The organism is Microcoleus sp. A006_D1 (genome assembly GCF_036702805.1).
In the GTDB taxonomy this organism is placed as follows: Bacteria; Cyanobacteriota; Cyanobacteriia; order Cyanobacteriales; family Microcoleaceae; genus Microcoleus.
In genome coordinates this window covers 1-18,238 of record NZ_JAUBVZ010000028.1, presented here as the reverse complement: position 1 = coordinate 18,238, position 18,238 = coordinate 1, and the positions used below count along the sequence as shown (strand labels likewise).

The window sequence follows — 18,238 nt, the reverse complement described above, 5'->3', positions numbered from 1 at the left end:
GATGGTCTAATTAAATTTAGAGCCTTTGCCGATTTCGCTTTCTACCCACATCGTGCCGCCCATGATTTCGCTGAGGCGTTTGCCGATCGCCAAACCTAAGCCGGTACCGCCGTATTTGCGAGTTGTGGAACTGTCAATTTGACTGAAGGCTCTAAATAGTAAGTTTTGGCGATCGGGCGGAATTCCGATGCCTGTGTCTCTGACAGTAAATTTAATTTCGTAATTGCTAATTTTTGATTGTTCTAGATATTGAAAATCGGCAGCATCGGAGTCGAGTATGCGGGGATTCAAAGCAGGTTTTTGACTGAATGCTTCGCTGTCAAACCCCTGAGTTATCTCAGAAATTGAGTTAGTGTTTGTAACTCCTAGAGCCGGGTTTGGAATCAGCTTTGCTGTTACTTTAACTACTACTTCGCCTGCTTCGGTAAATTTGGTAGCATTGCCGAGCAAATTTATCAATATTTGCCGCAATCTAGTGACATCTCCGTACAGGAACGCAGGAACACTGGCATCCAATTCGCAGGCCAAGTCGAGCTGTTTTTCCGCAGCTTTCATCGCCACTAAATCTAAAGCTTCTTCGACACAATTTCTGAGATTAAACGGTTCTTGTTCTAAATCCAGCTTGCCTGCTTCTATCTTAGAAAAGTCGAGGATATCGTTAATAATTGCCAGCAAAGCATCGCCGCTGGTGCGAATTGTATTCACAAAATTACGCTGGTTTGGCGACAGTTGCGTGTCTAGCAGCAGCTCAGTAATGCCGATAACTCCGTTCATCGGCGTGCGGATTTCGTGGCTCATCATTGCCAAAAATTCACTTTTTGCTCGGTTGGCAGCTTCGGCGTCGGTTGTGGCGCGTTTTAGTTCTTCTTCTATGACTAATCGGTGCTTAATTTCTTGCTGGTAGGTTTGGATGCGCTGCGTCACTTCGGAAACATCTTGAATCGCAATTAAAGCATAGAAACCTTCTCCTTTAATCGCTGGTATGGGAGTGACATTTGTGTTTTGAATTCGCGGTTTGCCGTTGGGTAAATTTGAGGCAATCAGGGACTGGTGCAGTTGGGGAGAAAATACGGCGGGCAACCCATTGTTAAATACTTGTTTCAGGCGAGTTTGATATTTGGGTTCGTCGAGTTGGGGAAAGTGAGTTTTGAGGTTGGTTCCTACTATTTCTTTTTTGATTATTTTTGTCCACTGCTCTAGTGTGCGGTTCCAAAACAGTACGGTAAAATCGCGACTGATGACGCACAATCCGATGGGGACTCGATCGAGGACGCTGAATTTTTGTTGCGCTTGTTCTATTTGTTCTAGCATTTTATGTAGGATTGAAAAATTCCAAAATTTAGGTATAATTCAGAAGTTATAAAAAATGTTGTTTCGGAGGTCAAAAAACCGACAAATTCGGCTTGATCTCTTCTGCCAACTGCTATCTTAGGACTTACCCAAGAAACCCGGTTTCCACGAAAAATAAGAGGTTTGGGGACAGGTATTTAGGGAGAAACCGGGTTTCGGCGCGCTAAGAGTGTACAAGTCCTGCATCGCCCTTGGCACTTTGTCGGGTAAACCCTGATGCAGATTTTTTGTTGCCAGAGTTCAAAAACACGACTGCGAGGCTGCGATGTTAATGATTTTTGCTAATTTGTATAGATATAGTATACTAATGAGGTCAAGTTGGCAATCATCTAGCCGATCGCACCCTCGATAGTAAAGTTGACTGGGGCGCACTACTTTTTTGAACTATTCGATAATTTATTTTAATCCGGCGTCAAACCGATGAACAAGGAACGGGAGAAATGGAAATTGATGAAGATGTAAAGGAATTTCTGATTGAAGGCTACGAATACCTGAACCAAATTGAGGAGGATTTAGTAGCCTTAGAAAAAAATGATTCCGATCTAGAGGTGATGAATCGCATTTACCGCGGCTTGCACACGATTAAAGGTAATAGCGGTTTTTTGGGGGTGGAAAAACTGGAGTCAGTGGCTCACGCAGGAGAAAATTTGCTCAGCCGTTTGCGCGATCGCACAATGGCGATGACTCCCGAGATTACTAGCGCTTTGTTTGAGACAATCGACGCGGTGCGATCGCACATGAAGGCGCTAGAAACGACAGGCCAAGAAAGTCCGATCGCCCACACCGAATTGCTCGATCGACTTTTGCAACTGCAAGAATCCACCGCCGCCATCCCAGAAGTTGCCGCCCAGGAACCAGAAAAATTAGACTTGACAGCAGATCCTTTGTATGTTGAGGCTTTATTGTCGATCGACCAAATGCCAGATCCCGCTGTTAACAATAGTGCCACAGAACAGGTAACTGCTGCGGATACAGACGGCGATAAATTCAAAATTTCCGACGCTGCAATCCGAGTAGATGTCAGCTTGCTCGACAAACTAATGAACTTGGTAGGCGAACTCCTATTGTGCCGCAACCAAATCTTAGAATTTGCCAATACACAAACAGCAAACGCCCAAAATGACGATACTTTAAAATCAGTATCCAGCCGCTTAAACTTAGTTACTTCCGAATTGCAAGAAGGAGTAATGAAGACCAGAATGCAGCCAATTCGCACTATTTGGAATAAATTTCCCCGCGTAAGTGCGCGACACAGCATTTGCCTTGGGCAAACAAGTACAGTTAGAGATGGCAGGCGAAGAAACAGAACTAGATAAAACCTTAATCGAGGCGATCGCCAATCCCCTAACCCACTTAGTCCGCAACTGTCTCGATCACGGCATCGAAACATCAGAAGTGCGCCTCGCCAAAGGCAAGCCCCCCGTCGGGAAGCTGCTGCTGCGAGCCTATCACGAAAGCGGTCAAGTAAACATTGAAATCTCCGATGACGGCGGAGGAATCGATCCAGATCGGATTAGAAGTAAGGCGGTGCAAAAAGGAATGTTTTCTGCTGTTGACGCGGCAAAAATGAGCGATCGCGAGGCCCTAAATTTAATTTTCATGCCCAGTTTTTCCACCGCTGAAAAAATCACCAATATCTCCGGTAGGGGAGTGGGGATGGATGTGGTACAGACAAATATTGAAAAAATTAGCGGCACAATCGACGTTCATAGTCAAGTGGGTAAAGGCACGACTTTTAAACTAAAAATTCCTTTGACTCTGGCGATAATTCCCACATTAATTATTACTACCGGAGGCGATAGATACGCGATTCCTCAAGTAAATCTGTTAGAACTAATGCGTTTGGAAGGCTCGCAAATTAAAAGCATCGAAATGTTTCACGGAACGCCCGTTTATCGGTTGCGCGGGCGACTGCTACCGCTGATTTATTTAAACCGGGAATTGCTGCTAGAAGAAGGGAATTCTGGAAGTGGTAAAAAATCTCAATTTGAGCTAGATGACGCTCTGAATATTGTGGTGGTTCAAGCTACCGATAAACCTTTTGGATTGGTGGTGGATGCCATCAACGACACGCAAGAAATTGTGGTTAAACCTTTAGGTAAACAACTAAAATCTCTAGCTTGTTTTGCGGGAGCAACTATTATGGGCGATGGTAAAGTTGCTTTGATTTTGGACGTGCACGGGATTGCTCAGAAAACCCACATGACGGAGGCTCAGGAAAAGGCTATCTTAGCTGACGAAAACAGCCGCCAGGAGTCTTCAGAACCGCCACAGCAGTTGCTAGTATTTCAGGGCCCAGACTGTCGGCGGATGGCGATTCACCTATCGCGAGTTTGCCGCTTGGAAGAGTTTCCCCGTCATCTGTTGGAGCGCGTAGGGAAGCAGAGTGTGGTGCAGTACCGCAACCAAATTATGCCGGTGATTTATTTGTCGGGGGTGTTTGGGAGTGGCGCAGATGCTGCTAATTTGGGGCCCAATAGTCTTGACGGGCGATCGCACGCCGCAGATGATAAACTGCCGTTAGTCGTGGTGTCGATCGGCTCAGAGCAACAAGTCGGTCTGGTAGTCGATCGCATCCTGGACATTGTAGAACAGGCGATCGACATTAAAGGTGCAGCTACTCAAGCAGGAATTTCATATTGTGCTGTGATTCAGGGTCAAGTTACAGAAATCCTCGATGTCGATGAAGTAATTAACAACAATTTATTCGGAGTCAAGCAGATGTGGGCAAGCGCAAGATAATGCGATTAAAGGAATAATTAAAAATGCCTGAAAAAACTCTAATTTGTACCTTTTTTGTTGACAGCCTATTTTTTGGCATAGAGGTGGATAAAGTACAAGAAATCATCCGCTATCAGGAGATGACGCGAGTGCCGCTAGCACCCGCAGTAGTAGGTGGATTGATAAATTTGAGGGGGCAAATTGTCACAGCGATTGATTTGCGAAGGCGATTGGATTTATGCGCTCGGCCTGTCGAACAATTGCCTCTAAATGTGATTGTGAGAACTGGGGATGAAACAGTCAGTTTATTAGTAGACGAGATTGGAGATGTCTTAGAAGTATTTAAAGCTGATTTTGAAACTCCTCCGGATACTTTCACCAGCAAAATACGCCCGCTAATTCGAGGAGCATATAAGTTACAAGGGCAGTTGCTGCTATTTTTAGATGTTGATAAAGTAGTAGATTTCAGCAGTCAATAGTCAATAGTCAGCAGTCAGTAGTCATTAGTCATTAGTCATTAGTCATTAGTCAACTGCCAATTGCCAACTGCCAACTGTCAACTGCCAACTGTCAACTGTCAACTGTCAACTGTCAACCATCAACTGTCAACTGTCAACTGTCAACTGTCAATAACCATGCCAATAACTATTGCAGATTTTGATTACATCCGCAAACTCGTGTACGATCGCACAGGTGTATCCCTCTCCGAAGAAAAAATGTACCTCGTTGAATCGCGTTTGGGGATGGTAGCTAAAGCAGCCGGAGCAAATTCCGTCAGCGGGTTAGTTGCAGAGTTAAAACAAATCAAACAACAGCGTTTTAACCCGCTTTACGAATCGACTGTGGAAGCAATGATGACAAACGAGACATTTTTTTTCCGAGATGTCAACCCTTTCGAGATGTTAAAAACATCGATAGTGCCGGAATTATTAAGACAGCGACAGGGCTGCACTTTTAACATTTGGTGCGCTGCTTGTTCCAGCGGGCAAGAACCCTACAGTATTGCGATGCTGCTGCGCGAATACTTTCCGCAGATGAGAAATCAAGTGCAGATAATTGCTAGCGACATCTCTACAGCAATGCTGAAGCTAGCAAATTCTGGATGCTACGCGCAGCACGAAGTGGTGCGGGGTTTGCCAACAGCATTGTTACACAAATACTTTGACCGCGGCAGCAAGGAATGGCAGATTAAAGAAGAGATCCGTAGGGCGATCGAATTTCGCCAGATTAACTTAACCGAACCCTTTGGCTTGATGCCTCAAATGGACATTATTTTTATGCGAAATGTCTTAATATATTTCGATGTTCAGACAAAACAATCAATTTTAGCCAGAGTGCGGCGGGTGTTGCGGCCTGACGGCTATTTATTTCTAGGGGGAGGAGAAACAACTGTAAATCTTGACCCTGCTTTTAAGCTGGTGCAATTTGAAAAAGGTATATGTTACCAATTAATTTGATGTCCAGTATATCGACTATGATAAAATAGGTTCGATAGTTCGGACTTCAGTCCTCTCTTTTCGCTGCACCCTCAGACCAAACAGGCAATTGATTAATCTTGTCCAGCGTAATATCTACATACTTTTGACCGTTCCCCGCCAGATTTTCCCCAAAATATCCATCATCGCCGTCATGTTTGTGAGGGCCGCTGACAGCTTCTGTATACCGGCCTTGCGAACGAGCTTGATTGAACGGAGAAGTGGCGAACCAGTACCAGCGAGTGGGAAAAACTACGCCGCCAATATCCTCAATTGAATCACGAGTGCCGCGAAAATGGAAAATGCGATCGGCTTCTGCAAAACCATTTTCTCCCGAAAACACGCCCCCAACCGAAACAACACTAATTTCTGCATTCAGCCATTCTTTAAGATAGCGAGTAGCACCCAAAGCAACTTGTGCGCCGCCGCTAGTGCCAATTAAAATAACTTTCAAAGGTTTTTGAGGATTAGCTGAGATCGGAGATTTAGCATTCATGCGATCGATAACTGCATTAGCAATTCCCTGATTGTATGCAAAACCGTAGCGGTAATCTAGAGAAATTGCAAACCTCCAGAGATTGCGAATTTTGATGAATATATCCCCCGCAATCGGCCCGCTTTTTGCGTGTTCTGCAAACCGCCAAAAAGGAGCTAGCCACCGCTCTCCTCCCAAACTTTTGTTAGAAGCTGAATAAGGAAAAATATCGCCCACTGCTACGCACTGCGGTTGACTTTTAACTAAACGCTTGAGAAAAAATTCTTCTCCCGGCGTTAATTCGTTCCCCGAAAAATCGCCAACTCCCGGTAAAAAAATGATATAACAATTGAGTGGCGAAGACTTGCGCGTTTCTAGATTGTCGTTGTTTGAGGGTAATATCTCCGGCGGATTTTTCTTGAGACCCAAAGTTTCGGCACTTTGACCCAGCCACCAGATCACAGTTCCCACCGGCGAAAGAATGCCCCAAATTATCAGGATTACACCTGCGACGATCAGCAAATTTAAACTTCCCCCGCGCAGCCACGCCAGTATCCGCAAAATCAATCTTAGCATTTAATAAAATCTGGTAGAATGCCTATTAATTACCTAATTACCTAGAAATAGTTTCGTGATTCTGCTGTATTAGAGCTTATTTTGTCAAAGTTGTCAACTATCTTGAGGAGCGGGAGTTTAACGTGAAGGGAGAAGATTCAATTGCAGGTTTGGGGGCAACGCTTTGGAACGCACTTTCTTTGAACGGCAATTTTTACGAAAAAACTTCCTACACTCCCAGAACTAAGCGGATAGCTTTAACAATTGTAATTTTAGCTGCGGTGTCCCGCGTTTTGGGCAGTGCCGTCATTTTGTTAATCAATCGAACTGAGCCACTTGTGTTATTTTTAGCACTTTTGATAGATGGTTTGGCAGTCGCGGGGGGTTATTATTTTTGGAGTTTCACTATCTTTAAAATCGGGGAGTGGGTGAAACCTGGTCACGTAACTTATGGGGAGTTGCTGGTTCCGATCGGATTTGCCTATGCCCCGCAAGTGCTGAATTTTTTAACGTTAATTCCCTTGCTGGGAGAAGGAATAGAGCGGATATTAGCAGTGTGGAGTTTGCTAGCTGTAATTGTGGCAGTTCGCCAAGGTTTGGATATTGAAACTCGCTGGGCGGTGTTAATTTGTTTTGTGGGTTGGCCGCTGATTCAAATTGCGATCGGCTTTGTGAAAGTAATTGAACAGTTGCTGGCGCAATGGCTTTAAAAAAGCAAATTGTCAGAATTAACAATCAAAATCATAAAAAAACTGCCCGAGCAAGTCCTGAAAATTTCTTTTATAGGGCGAATAAACCTAATTAAAAAATGCCGCCAATTTTGCCGCTGCGATCGGGTGCGCCCAGAAGTCCCTTAACCTGTTAATATAAAATTGGTTTGGGGCGAAATACTTTTGCTTGCAGCGGTATTTTCCAACAAAAGCATTTGCCGATCGCCCGCAGAGGCACTTTCGCTTGCCAATTTCAGAAAATGCTTGACAGGGGGGGAGCCGACAAGTAGATTGAGATACAACAAATAGGATGATTCTTAGCCTTAATTTGCGTTGACACTTGTAGATCGTACTGCGAGACGGCAAACACACCTCTACTATTCGGCTCTCCCCACTGTCCGCCCCCCCTTAGCAGCGATACATTGAGTTTAAGGAAATACACAAAAATTTACATCTATAATTTGTGTATTGTTCCAAATCGCTCCTCACCAGCAGCGATACATCCCTCGCCAAGACAGTAGGAAGGAAAAAATATGTTTGAACGCTTTACAGAACAAGCCATTAAAGCAATAATGCTAGCCCAAGAAGAAGCGCGGCGCCTCGGCCACAATTTTGTAGGCACCGAGCAAATCCTTCTGGGACTCGTCGGCGAAGGCACTGGCATCGCTGCAAAAGTATTACTGGATATGGGCCTTAACTTGAAAGAGGCGCGCAATGAAATCGAAAATATCATCGGTAGAGGTTCGGGCTTCCTGCCGCCAGAAATTCCGTTTACGCCCCGCGTCAAGCGCATTTTTGAAACTGCGCTGAACGAAGCGCGCCAGTTAGGTCACAATTACATCGGCACCGAGCACATCCTGCTTGGCTTGATTCAAGACGATGAAGGAGTGGCGGCGAAGGTGCTGCAAAACCTGGGAATCGATCGCCAGAGAGTCCGCACACAAGTAATTCGTGCCGTGGGAGAAGTCGCGGCAGTCCCCGGAGGCCGAGGAGATAGCGGTGGCGATCGCAAAATCCCGACTTTAGAAGAATTTGGCACCAACTTAACTAAGTTAGCAGCAGCCGGCAAACTCGATCCAGTCGTGGGCCGCGAAAATGAAATCGAGCGCGTGATCCAAGTGCTGGGGCGGCGCACCAAGAACAACCCAGTGCTAGTAGGCGAACCGGGAGTTGGCAAAACAGCCCTCGCCGAAGGCCTCGCCCAGCGGATTGTTAACAGAAACGTCCCGGAAATCTTAGAAGACAAACAAGTAATCAGCCTCGATATGGGTTCGCTGATTGCTGGTACAAAATTCCGAGGCGAATTTGAAGAACGGCTGACGAAAATCATGGCAGAAATTCGCGCTGCCGGCAACATCATTCTGGTAATTGATGAAATTCATACCTTAGTTGGTGCAGGCGCGATTCAAGGCAGCATGGATGCTTCCAATATGCTCAAACCGGCTCTTGCTAGAGGCGAATTGCAGTGTGTCGGCGCAACTACCTTGGATGAATATCGCAAATACATTGAGCGCGATGCTGCCCTAGAACGCCGCTTCCAACCGATTAAAGTCGGTGAACCGAGTGTGGCTGAAACAATCGAAATATTGTATGGTTTGCGATCGGCCTACGAACAGCACCACCGACTGACAATTTCCGATGCAGCTATAGAAGCAGCGGCTACACTGTCAGACAGGTACATTAACGATCGATTTTTGCCAGATAAGGCGATCGACCTAATTGACGAAGCTGGTTCCCGCGTCCACGTCCTGAACTCGCAAACCCCGCCCGAAGTTAAAGAACTCAAAAAACAACTTCCGGCCGTCAGCAAAGAAAAAGATGCTGCTGTGCGCGAGCAAGACTTTGAGAAAGCTGGCAAATTGCGCGATCGCGAATTAGAAATCGAAGCCGAAATCGCCGCAGCAACTATCAACAAAAGCCAGATCCGAATCTCTCCCATCGTCACCGAAGAAGACATCGCCCACATCGTGGCAAATTGGACGGGAGTACCAGTCAGCAAGCTAACAGAATCGGAATCGGAATTGCTGCTGCACATGGAAGACACGCTGCACCAGCGCTTAATCGGTCAAGAAGAAGCTGTCAGCGCAGTTTCTCGGGCGATCCGCCGCGCGCGGGTTGGCTTGAAAAATCCGAATCGCCCGATCGCCAGTTTCATCTTTTCCGGCCCCACAGGCGTCGGCAAAACCGAACTGACAAAAGCCTTAGCAGCATATTTCTTCGGTTCCGAAGAAGCCATGATTCGGTTAGATATGTCCGAATTCATGGAACGCCACACCGTATCTAAACTCATCGGTTCGCCTCCGGGTTACGTCGGCTACGACGAAGGCGGCCAACTAACAGAAGCAGTCCGTCGCCGTCCTTACACAGTGATCTTATTCGATGAAATCGAAAAAGCTCACCCGGATGTCTTCAACATGATGCTGCAAATCTTGGAAGACGGCCGTTTGACCGATGCCAAAGGCCGGACAGTAGACTTTAAGAATACGCTGCTGATCATGACATCAAACATCGGTTCGCGAGTAATTGAAAAAGGCGGCGGTGGTCTCGGTTTCGAGTTTGCTGAAGGTGCCACAGACGCGCAGTACAGCCGCGTTCGCAACTTGGTAAACGAAGAATTGAAACAGTTCTTCCGTCCAGAATTTATCAACCGCTTGGATGAAATTATCGTCTTCCGCCAGTTGAATAAGGAAGAAGTCAAGCAGATTGCAGATATCCTGTTGCAGCAAGTCTTCGGCCGCTTAACCGAACAGGGTATTACTTTGTCGGTGACAGACAAGTTCAAGGACTTGTTAGTTACAGAAGGCTACAATCCCAGCTACGGTGCTCGACCTTTGCGCCGCGCCATCATGCGGTTGTTGGAAGATGTACTGGCTGAGGAAATGCTGTCTGGGAAGCTGAAAGAAGGCCAAAGTGCGATCGTTGATGTGGATGAAAACGGTCAGGTTAAGGTGTTACCGGATGGTTCATCTGAGCCGAAATTGCCGGAATTCGCATTAAGCCATTAATCGCCTCGACACGCGGATAAATAATGTCTGATTAAAAACCCGGTTTCTTGCAGGAACCGGGTTTTTAATTCAATAATACCAGTTAACAAAAGAATACAGTAACAGTAGCTGTAAGATGCGTCGCCATCAACAATCCTCAAAAAAAGCGACAATCTGATAGCGACGCACCTTATTCTTTTGAATGGGTGAGGAAACAAACCCAACATTTCATGCCCCATAAAAAAGCTTGCTACAAGAAAAATATTGGGCTTGCTTCTCGGTTCATTGAACCTCCTAGGTGCGTCGCTATTTAGATTATCGATCTTTCTTAAAGATGGTGGATAGCGACACACCCTACGACTTACGCACAGGTTGCCAGAAACCGGGTTTTTTGTCCAAATATTGGGTTCAAACCGTTAATATCGGTAAAAAACCCGGTTTCTTTAGTCTACTAAATCTCAAATCGGAAAATGGAAAATCTCAAATGGTATGAGTCCAGCTTTTTATCCCAACACCTCATCCACAGGAATTTCTAGATCGGGAAAAGCTAGAATGGATAAAGTCTGACCCCGCTGGAATCTTTGAATATTTTGGTATTCCGAAAGAGAAGGTTCGCGATAAACTACTACGCATTGCTCATTAATATCTACCAACCAAACTTCTGCAATACCCGCTTCAGCATAAATGGGAATTTTTATATTTCGGTCAGTTTCAGCGGTGGTATCTGCTACTTCCACAATGAGCAAAATATCCTCTGATTGAGGATGTCCCGATTCGTAAAAATCATCGCGCCGCCGCAGCAAGGAAATATCCGGTTCAGGTTCAGAGCGATCGTCCAATTCTACCGGGTCTTGGACTCCAATGGTTACTCTCGATAATAAGCGGATATAAAACAACTCTGTCAGGCGCTTGACATGGGATGTGTGCCTTCTACCGACGGCGGCCATTTGAACAATTTCTCCTCGAATTAATTCAACTCGATCATCTTTTGTCAAGATGCCAGACGTAATCATCTGATGATATTCTTTTACTGTGAACAGGCGCTTTATTAACTGAGTTGTCATCATTTGTTTGGCGCTCCTTCTAACATTCAGATGTGTTACCGCTGGCTCACGACAATCAACCTAGTTTATGGGTAATCACCTGTTAAAAAAACAGATTTAACGATCGCAGCCTTCGAGATTTCAAGGGTTTGAGGGACTTTTCTCTAGACTCAGCATACACGCCAGACATATCTGGGTGCTTATGGGCGCACCTGACGGTATAAATAGCATCGCATTTTTTGGGATTAATCCTAATTACAATACTGCGGACTATTTTCTGTGGCGATCGCAATCTCAACGTCTGAAGCTGTATGTTGTTGCGCGAAGAGCTCTCAAAGAGCGCTCTTCGCGCAACAACGTACCTTTGCCCTCAAAGAGCGCTGAATCGCAACAATGTACCTTTGCCGATCGCCATCTCAAACTGTCCCAAGTATTGCTAATTAGATGAACAAACTAGGCGACACTTTAAAATAATTACCGAGTGCCTTAGCTTGTGCTTTGCTAATTGCCCGCTTGCCATTCACAACCTCAGAAACTACGCCACTCGATCCAATGATACCCACTAAGTCAGCTTGACGGGTGCCGCTGGCTTCCATGATGTGCTGCAAAATCTCGTGAGGTTCAGATTTGTCGATCGGATAGTTTTGGGTCTCGTAAACTTCAATTAGCGTTACCAATAACTTGTATAAAGCTTTTTCTTCGGGAGTGCGGTTTTTTGCGAACGTCAGCCGCTCTGCCACTGCTAGGAGGCGATCGCATTCTTCCTCGGTTTCGATCGCCCGTGGAGCGACTTCTGCCAGCAAATTGCTATAATTAGCTCGATCAAAAGTAAGGGTCATTTTTCCATTTGTCTTTATCGTAGTCAGCGAAAAAAAACTTAAAAGCTAAGCTTATTTTTGTTGATTTATACTCTCAAGTCGCGGCGCTAAAAAAGGAGTTTTTACCTATTGATTTTGTTCGATTTCCGGGGTATTATTTAGATAATGGGAGTGGTGACTTAAGTTTTAAAAATACCAATATCTCCATTATTTAATAATACCTTGTCAAGGTAGCCGCGTCAAGCTTTTTACCTCAAAAAAAAGGGCGGATTTTCAATATCTTATGAAAAAATAATCTGTGGGATGAAGCGGATAAATTCACAAAAGCCACAGAATAAAGGAAAGAAAGCAAGAGAGGCGATCGAGATATGAGAAAGAAATGTTGAGATCGTGGGATGGGCGTCCCGCCCGTCCTAGGTATTTTTGCAAGAGGTCTATAGCAGTGGACAGTGGACAGTGGACAGTGGACAGTGGACAGCTCGCCCTGAGCGACTTGCCCCGAGCGTAGTCGAGGGGAGCCGAAGGGTTGCATAACCCGAATCAAATCATTGATGCAGTACGGGTATCTGCTCTATTCATGAAGTTATTTATGTCCTCACCGATGTGGCGGTTGCTATACCAAGAGGCGCGCCCTACAACGATCGAACTTGGTTGAGGGCGAAATACCCGGTTTCAGCGCCAGCGGGCAAAAAAATCAACTCTGCCTTGCGGCAGATAGTACGAACAGCTCAATTTTTGGGATACTAGAAACTAGCACTCAACATAGCTGAGGAACAAACGTGCTGCTATCAAAAGGCTTTGAAGTAGAAATGTATACCGGCACACCCGAAGGTGAGGTGGTCGGTCTGTCCGATCGCATAGTCGCCGATCTAGAGGGATTTGTGCGGGAGCCTGATAGCCGCAATGTGGAGTACACGACCGCCCCGCTGTGCAGCTACGATCGCCTGCTGTGCGCTCTAGTCAAGCCGCGAGTCCGGCTGCGCGAGTATCTCAAACAATTGGGCGACTACACCTTGCTCCCGGGAAGTACCCTATCTCTCGGGGGAAGCGATCGATTTTACAGATCCGATCCCAACAACCCCTACCACACCTACATCGAGCAAACCTACGGCACCAAAGTCGTCACCGCCAGCATCCACATCAACATCGGCATCTCCCAACCAGAAATGCTGATGCGCGCCATCCGCATCGCCCGCGTCGAAGCACCGCTGTACCTTGCCTTGAGCGCCTCTTCTCCCTTCCTCGACGGCGCAGTCACCGGCTATCATTCCACGCGCTGGGGCTTGTTTCCCAAAACTCCCGCCATCGTCCCCCTGTTTGAAAGTCACAAGCATTATATCCAGTGGACTGAAGAACAGTTAGAACTCGGTACCATGCAAAATGTCCGCCATTTGTGGTCTGCTGTACGCCCAAATGGCGATCGTCGCCCCTACTGTCTCAACCGCCTCGAACTGAGAATTTGCGATCTCGAAGTCAATCCTCTGGCTTTGTTGGCCATCACTGCCTTGCTAGAAGCTCGCATTTGGCAGATGATGGAAGACCCTAGCTTAGACCCTTTAGAAGTCAGTACCTTACCGGCAGACACCCGCAACCAAGACTTAGTTGCCCTCACAGACGCCAACGAAATTGCTGCATCCCGGCAAAGTTTAGATGCCGAACTCACGCACTGGCAAGACGGCAGAAAGATTTTGGCACGAGATTGGATTGAGGAAATTTACCAGGAAGTCTGGCCTTTCGCCAAAAAACGCGGATTTAGCTGCTTTTTGTCGCCGCTCAAAAAGATTCTCCGGGAAGGCAACACCGCCCAGCAGTGGTTGAAGCTGCACGAGTCCGGTTTGGACACCCGCAGTATTATTCTCCAAGGGATTGATGGCATGGCTCACCAAGAATTCGAGCTCGAAGATAACTTGTGCGCCCTGTTAGTTGCCTAAACTAATATTAGTTTCACCAAAGAACGCTACTTGCAGCCAGTGCCCCAAGCCCATATCTAGTCAGTCATTGCCCATTTTTCAATTCTTCAATTCTTCAAGGGTATAACCGTCATTGCGATCGTGGGGGCTTTCACTAGCCCCCAGGCGCGTACTCAGCCAATAATCCACATAGCCTGAACTTCCCGCCAAAAAATTGAAAAGCGGCACCCAAAAACAAATCAGAATATTTAATCAATCGAACGCGATACAGGTTATAAATAAAAGCTATAAGTTGTATCTACCTTTGGGTAGATTTAGAGATTTCCCAATAGCTGTATTTTTCGCTTTTAATTAGCTTCATGCCCCAACTTGTCTTGATTCACCCGCAAATCCCCCCGAATACTGGCAATATCGCCCGCACTTGCGCTGCCACAGGCACGGAACTTCATTTAGTCGGCCCGCTGGGCTTTGAAATTAGCGATCGCTACCTGAAACGGGCCGGCTTAGATTACTGGCCCTACGTCAATCTCCACTGTCATGAAGACTTAGCAGCTTTTCAGGCTTGTCGGCATTCTCGTGGGGGGAGAGCGATCGGATTCAGCACTGGCGGGCGATGCAGTTATGCCGAATTTCAATTTCAGCCCACCGACTGGCTGATGTTTGGCTCGGAAACTGTCGGCATTCCCCAATTCGTCTTAGATGCCTGCGACGCGACAGTTTTTATTCCCATGAGCCAGCCTGGAGTCAGGAGTTTGAACCTTTCTGTCAGCGCTGCTGTAGGTTTATTTGAGGCTAAACGACAGTTGGGCGAGCTGGGATAAATCGCGATCGACACCTACATACACATATAGATATTTAATAGCTGCATGGGGCTGCGAAATCTACTTTTAAATATAAGAAATTTGTATCAAAGCGATGAGGATTTAGATAGCCGAAATTAATATATTTTATCGAGCCAAAAACATATTGTTATCAGCAATACCAAATTCCTCTGAAGATGATTTACCTACAAAAACACAGGATTTCAGCGATTTATGTTGTCAGGGATCACCTGCTTGTGCCTGAACGCTATTGATATCTAGTAAATATACGGTTGTAGGTAGTCCGGAAATTAGCATAAAGTCGGATAATAGGTGAGAGTCTTAGCCTGTACGGGAACGCATATTTTATGTATTCGTTCCACCTATTGCGGTGTAAGGCTTTTGGGGTGTAAATGCAGCGGGTTTGACCGAGAATTTCAAAATTTCTGACGGTTCGAGCTTGTCTAAATTAAAAAAGCAAGGTAATCTGGCCTAAGCACGATCGCTATCAACAATCAGAATATTTTTGGCTGTTGATTTAAATTCAGCGTCATGCGATCCCCTTGAGTGTTTCCAAGGACAGTTAGCGCTTCTCAGTAGGAGGTCGTTTTTTTGAAACGAACATACCCCAAAAAAATTAAGTCTGTTCAGGCTAGTGAAATCGACAGAGACGGTTCTGCGGAACCGTCAAAACAGACAACGCTCAGCACTGGCAGGGTTCGCTCTCTCGCCACGCTCGGGCTGGCAATATCGGTAGGTGCTTCTGGCATCCTGATGCCGAGAAACGGAGACAGCGCTCGCGCGTCTGAACTCACACCGACAGCAGAATCCACCGCTGAAGTACAGCCAGTCTCGACCAACGGGCCAGCTACCTCCGCACAAGTTGACGGTTCCTCAGCCGCACAGCCAGGGGTTAAGGTTCAGCAGGGACAAACCCTTTGGGAGCTGTCTCGGGACTATGAAGTTGAACCGAAGGCAATAGCAACTGCTAACGGCATCAAACCCGATACCGTACTCCAAGTTGGCCAAGAACTCAGAATTCCGCAGGCGACTGAAGCCGCGCCACAACAGAACGCTGGCAATACGGCCGCGGTCAATCCCGAACAAAAATTAAATCTGACTGGCTCCGAGTCGTTGGATAGTGCAGCCCTGTCTGGGCAGCCAACCGCAGCGACCCCGCTGGCTACTCCGGTACCGGCACAAAGCTCGATCGACAGCCCGAACGCAAACGGGGCGATCGACAGTTTGAAAAAACAGGAAAACCGCACCACAGCATCAGGTCGGCCCCTGTTGGACTATGAGGTGGGAGCAAATTCATCTACACCTGCTGTACCGACGCTGGCATCCCCGGGATCGGCCAGTGAGACAGCAATTCCCGACCTCAGGAACATACCTGTAATTCCCAATGCCGCGGTCGGTCAAGCAGCATCGCCCGATCGAGCATTAGAGTCAATAGAACAATCTCTGGCAACACCGAGTTTGCCATCCGCTTTGGTAGTCCCCCCTGCGGGCAGTACCGCCGCGCCATCCCAGGCGCTCTACAGCGTGCGTCCGGGAGATACCTTAGATGCGATCGCCAGCAGTCACGGCGTATCCCCCAAAGAGCTGATCGCCGCCAACAAGCTCGGCAACCCCAACTTGCTGAATGTCAATCAACGGCTGAAAATTCCCCAAGTTGGCTGGAATAATTCAGCGGCGGTGGCGGCAGCCTCTAATTCTGGCTCCAACTCTACATCTGTCTGGTCGGCTGCGGTTCCGGCATCTTTGAACAACAGCTCGTCTACCCCGTCCATACCCAGTGCTGGCGTTGTAGAACCCGCGCCCACAGTCGCGGTTGTCTCTCCCTTGGCGAACTTGGAAGGTCTGAACAATATTTCAGCGCCGATGGTTCCCAAAATTAACAGCATTCCGCTAACTCAAGTTTCTCAAACAATTAGCGACACCAGAAAGCTGGAGCTTCAAGGAGAACCCACATTTACAGGTGCCGTTGATACCAGCGCCCTGCCAATGCCGGCAAGTGCGACTGCTACCGCGATCGAGACAGGAGCATACCCGCAGACGGTCAGCTACGTGTCAAATGCTGGGCCCCAAGGTTTAAATGCCGCTCCAACTAGCGCTTTACCTGAGTCGAACCCGTCGGCTCTCAACCCTTATGCTGAACGCTTGAGGGCAGAAGTGCTCAGGCTGCGAGAGGAATATCGCGCCTCGCGCAATGCGATCGGGTCTGGGGCGGTTTCCCTGGCTCCAAGTGACGGGCAAGAGACGCAATTCGCCTCGGGCAACCCGTCTGAGAATCTGCCAAGTCTCAATCCCGACCTCTACACCCCCGAGTATGCTGGGGCGGTGCAGAATGAAATCAGCAGACCGCCATCGAGAGCGTGGTCAGAGCAGGTTCAGAAGCAGCAAGAGCGTTTTGACCCGGCTCGCGCAGCGGAACTGCAACCGATTAACCTGACGCCGACAAGTGCTGCTGAGCGGCCCGTGGTAGCCACTGCTCCTTTGGGAGCCGAGGGTTACGACCCCCTGAGCAACCCGTCTTTGGGACGCATGGTTTCTCCGGAACTGCCTCCGCTATCGGGCGCTGATACTTATCTGCCCAACGGCAGCAAACAACAGTCGGCTAACGGGTTTAGTTGGCCTGCTAAGGGCGTTCTCACTTCTGGCTACGGCTGGCGCTGGGGACGGATGCACAAGGGAATTGATATTGCAGGGCCGATCGGCACGCCAATTATGGCAGCATCTGACGGGGTGGTTACCTATGCAGAGTGGAACGACGGTGGCTACGGCTATCTGGTGGAAATTACCCATCCAGACGGTTCGGAGACGGTCTACGCCCACAACAGCCGAATTTTGGTGCAAAAGGGCCAAAAAGTCGCTCGGGGCGAACAGATTTCAGAAATGGGCAGCACGGGCTTCAGTACCGGGCCGCACTTACACTTTGAAGTCCATCCTGCCGGACAGGGTGCTGTCAATCCGATGGCTTTTCTGCCCGATGATGCGTCCAGCGCTTCTCGGTAAGCACGGGTCGCAAGTTATGGGTTTTGACTGATTAGCAAAACTCATAACTTTCCTCGCTAGGTATTAAAAACTCTGTTGTTTGAGCCTGAGACATAGCTCGCCCTACCGTGCTAGGATAGTAAATCGTGAGGAACGTTTGGCTCAGTGGCGCAGTGGTTAGCGCAGGGGACTCATAAGCCCAAGGTCGCAGGTTCAAATCCCGCCTGAGCCATGATTTCATCCACAAAAACACGCTCTCTATTTTGAGAGCGTGTTTTTGTGATTTTTATCCAAGATATAGCAACCGCCACATAGGTGAGGAGATAAATAACTTGATGAATAGAGCCGATACCCGTACTGCATCAATGGTTTGATTCGGGTTATGCAACTGTCAACTGTC

General features: G+C 47.5%; 14 protein-coding genes and 1 tRNA gene. 11 read left to right on the top strand and 4 right to left on the bottom strand.

Annotated features, from left to right (window positions below; genetic code table 11):
* Positions 1 to 6 precede the first annotated feature (6 nt).
* A complete protein-coding gene (locus tag QUB68_RS29130; RefSeq protein WP_332998394.1) occupies positions 7 to 1,311 on the bottom strand; it encodes an ATP-binding protein in 1,305 nt (434 codons plus the stop codon).
* A 479-nt stretch (positions 1,312 to 1,790) separates the two neighbouring features.
* Here QUB68_RS29130 and QUB68_RS29125 point away from each other — a divergent pair, with 479 nt between their 5' ends.
* The 4 genes from QUB68_RS29125 to QUB68_RS29110 all read left to right on the top strand — a co-directional run bounded on the left by QUB68_RS29125 (position 1,791) and on the right by QUB68_RS29110 (position 5,528).
* On the top strand, positions 1,791 to 2,666 hold the full coding sequence (locus tag QUB68_RS29125) for an Hpt domain-containing protein (RefSeq protein ID WP_332998393.1): 876 nt from the start codon (positions 1,791 to 1,793) through the stop codon (positions 2,664 to 2,666).
* Positions 2,593 to 4,092: a chemotaxis protein CheW gene (locus tag QUB68_RS29120; RefSeq protein ID WP_332998392.1), complete on the top strand. Its 1,500-nt coding sequence runs from the start codon at positions 2,593 to 2,595 to the stop codon at positions 4,090 to 4,092. The genes QUB68_RS29125 and QUB68_RS29120 overlap by 74 nt, the downstream gene beginning before the upstream one ends.
* 23 nt (positions 4,093 to 4,115) lie before the next feature.
* Positions 4,116 to 4,550, top strand: a complete 435-nt coding sequence (locus tag QUB68_RS29115) for a chemotaxis protein CheW (RefSeq protein WP_332998391.1) — start codon at positions 4,116 to 4,118, stop codon at positions 4,548 to 4,550.
* Positions 4,551 to 4,706: 156 nt separating this feature from the next.
* Positions 4,707 to 5,528: a CheR family methyltransferase gene (locus QUB68_RS29110; protein ID WP_332998390.1), complete on the top strand. Its 822-nt coding sequence runs from the start codon at positions 4,707 to 4,709 to the stop codon at positions 5,526 to 5,528.
* Between the two features lie 46 nt (positions 5,529 to 5,574).
* Here QUB68_RS29110 and QUB68_RS29105 read toward each other — a convergent pair whose 3' ends face one another.
* Entirely contained in the window at positions 5,575 to 6,597 is a 1,023-nt protein-coding gene (locus QUB68_RS29105; RefSeq protein ID WP_332998389.1) for a hypothetical protein, read from the bottom strand.
* Between the two features lie 122 nt (positions 6,598 to 6,719).
* On the opposite strand from QUB68_RS29105, the gene QUB68_RS29100 reads away from it, so the two are divergent.
* Both QUB68_RS29100 and QUB68_RS29095 read left to right on the top strand, forming a co-directional pair.
* Complete coding sequence (locus QUB68_RS29100) at positions 6,720 to 7,286, top strand: hypothetical protein (protein WP_332998388.1); 567 nt, start codon at positions 6,720 to 6,722, stop codon at positions 7,284 to 7,286.
* 533 nt (positions 7,287 to 7,819) lie between these two features.
* Positions 7,820 to 10,291, top strand: coding sequence for an ATP-dependent Clp protease ATP-binding subunit (locus QUB68_RS29095; protein ID WP_332998387.1), 2,472 nt, complete (start codon positions 7,820 to 7,822; stop codon positions 10,289 to 10,291).
* Positions 10,292 to 10,773: 482 nt separating this feature from the next.
* Here the strand turns inward: QUB68_RS29095 and QUB68_RS29090 are convergent, their stop codons facing one another.
* Positions 10,774 to 11,334: a Uma2 family endonuclease gene (locus QUB68_RS29090; protein ID WP_332998425.1), complete on the bottom strand. Its 561-nt coding sequence runs from the start codon at positions 11,332 to 11,334 to the stop codon at positions 10,774 to 10,776.
* A 181-nt stretch (positions 11,335 to 11,515) separates the two neighbouring features.
* On the opposite strand from QUB68_RS29090, the gene QUB68_RS29085 reads away from it, so the two are divergent.
* Positions 11,516 to 11,761: a hypothetical protein gene (locus QUB68_RS29085; protein WP_332998386.1), complete on the top strand. Its 246-nt coding sequence runs from the start codon at positions 11,516 to 11,518 to the stop codon at positions 11,759 to 11,761.
* Here QUB68_RS29085 and QUB68_RS29080 read toward each other — a convergent pair.
* Positions 11,754 to 12,152 carry a helix-turn-helix domain-containing protein gene (locus tag QUB68_RS29080; RefSeq protein ID WP_332998385.1) on the bottom strand — a complete coding sequence of 133 codons (399 nt, stop codon included), beginning with the start codon at positions 12,150 to 12,152 and terminating at the stop codon, positions 11,754 to 11,756. The genes QUB68_RS29085 and QUB68_RS29080 overlap by 8 nt on opposite strands.
* A gap of 758 nt (positions 12,153 to 12,910) precedes the next feature.
* Here QUB68_RS29080 and gshA point away from each other — a divergent pair.
* The 4 genes from gshA to QUB68_RS29060 all read left to right on the top strand — a co-directional run bounded on the left by gshA (position 12,911) and on the right by QUB68_RS29060 (position 18,070).
* Complete coding sequence (gene gshA / locus QUB68_RS29075; protein WP_332998384.1) at positions 12,911 to 14,062, top strand: glutamate--cysteine ligase; 1,152 nt, start codon at positions 12,911 to 12,913, stop codon at positions 14,060 to 14,062.
* Positions 14,063 to 14,400: 338 nt separating this feature from the next.
* On the top strand, positions 14,401 to 14,862 hold the full coding sequence (locus tag QUB68_RS29070) for a tRNA (cytidine(34)-2'-O)-methyltransferase (protein ID WP_332998383.1): 462 nt from the start codon (positions 14,401 to 14,403) through the stop codon (positions 14,860 to 14,862).
* A gap of 591 nt (positions 14,863 to 15,453) precedes the next feature.
* On the top strand, positions 15,454 to 17,859 hold the full coding sequence (locus tag QUB68_RS29065) for a peptidoglycan DD-metalloendopeptidase family protein (protein ID WP_332998382.1): 2,406 nt from the start codon (positions 15,454 to 15,456) through the stop codon (positions 17,857 to 17,859).
* 138 nt (positions 17,860 to 17,997) lie between these two features.
* A tRNA-Met gene (locus QUB68_RS29060) sits at positions 17,998 to 18,070 on the top strand.
* The last annotated feature ends 168 nt before the right edge of the window (positions 18,071 to 18,238 follow it).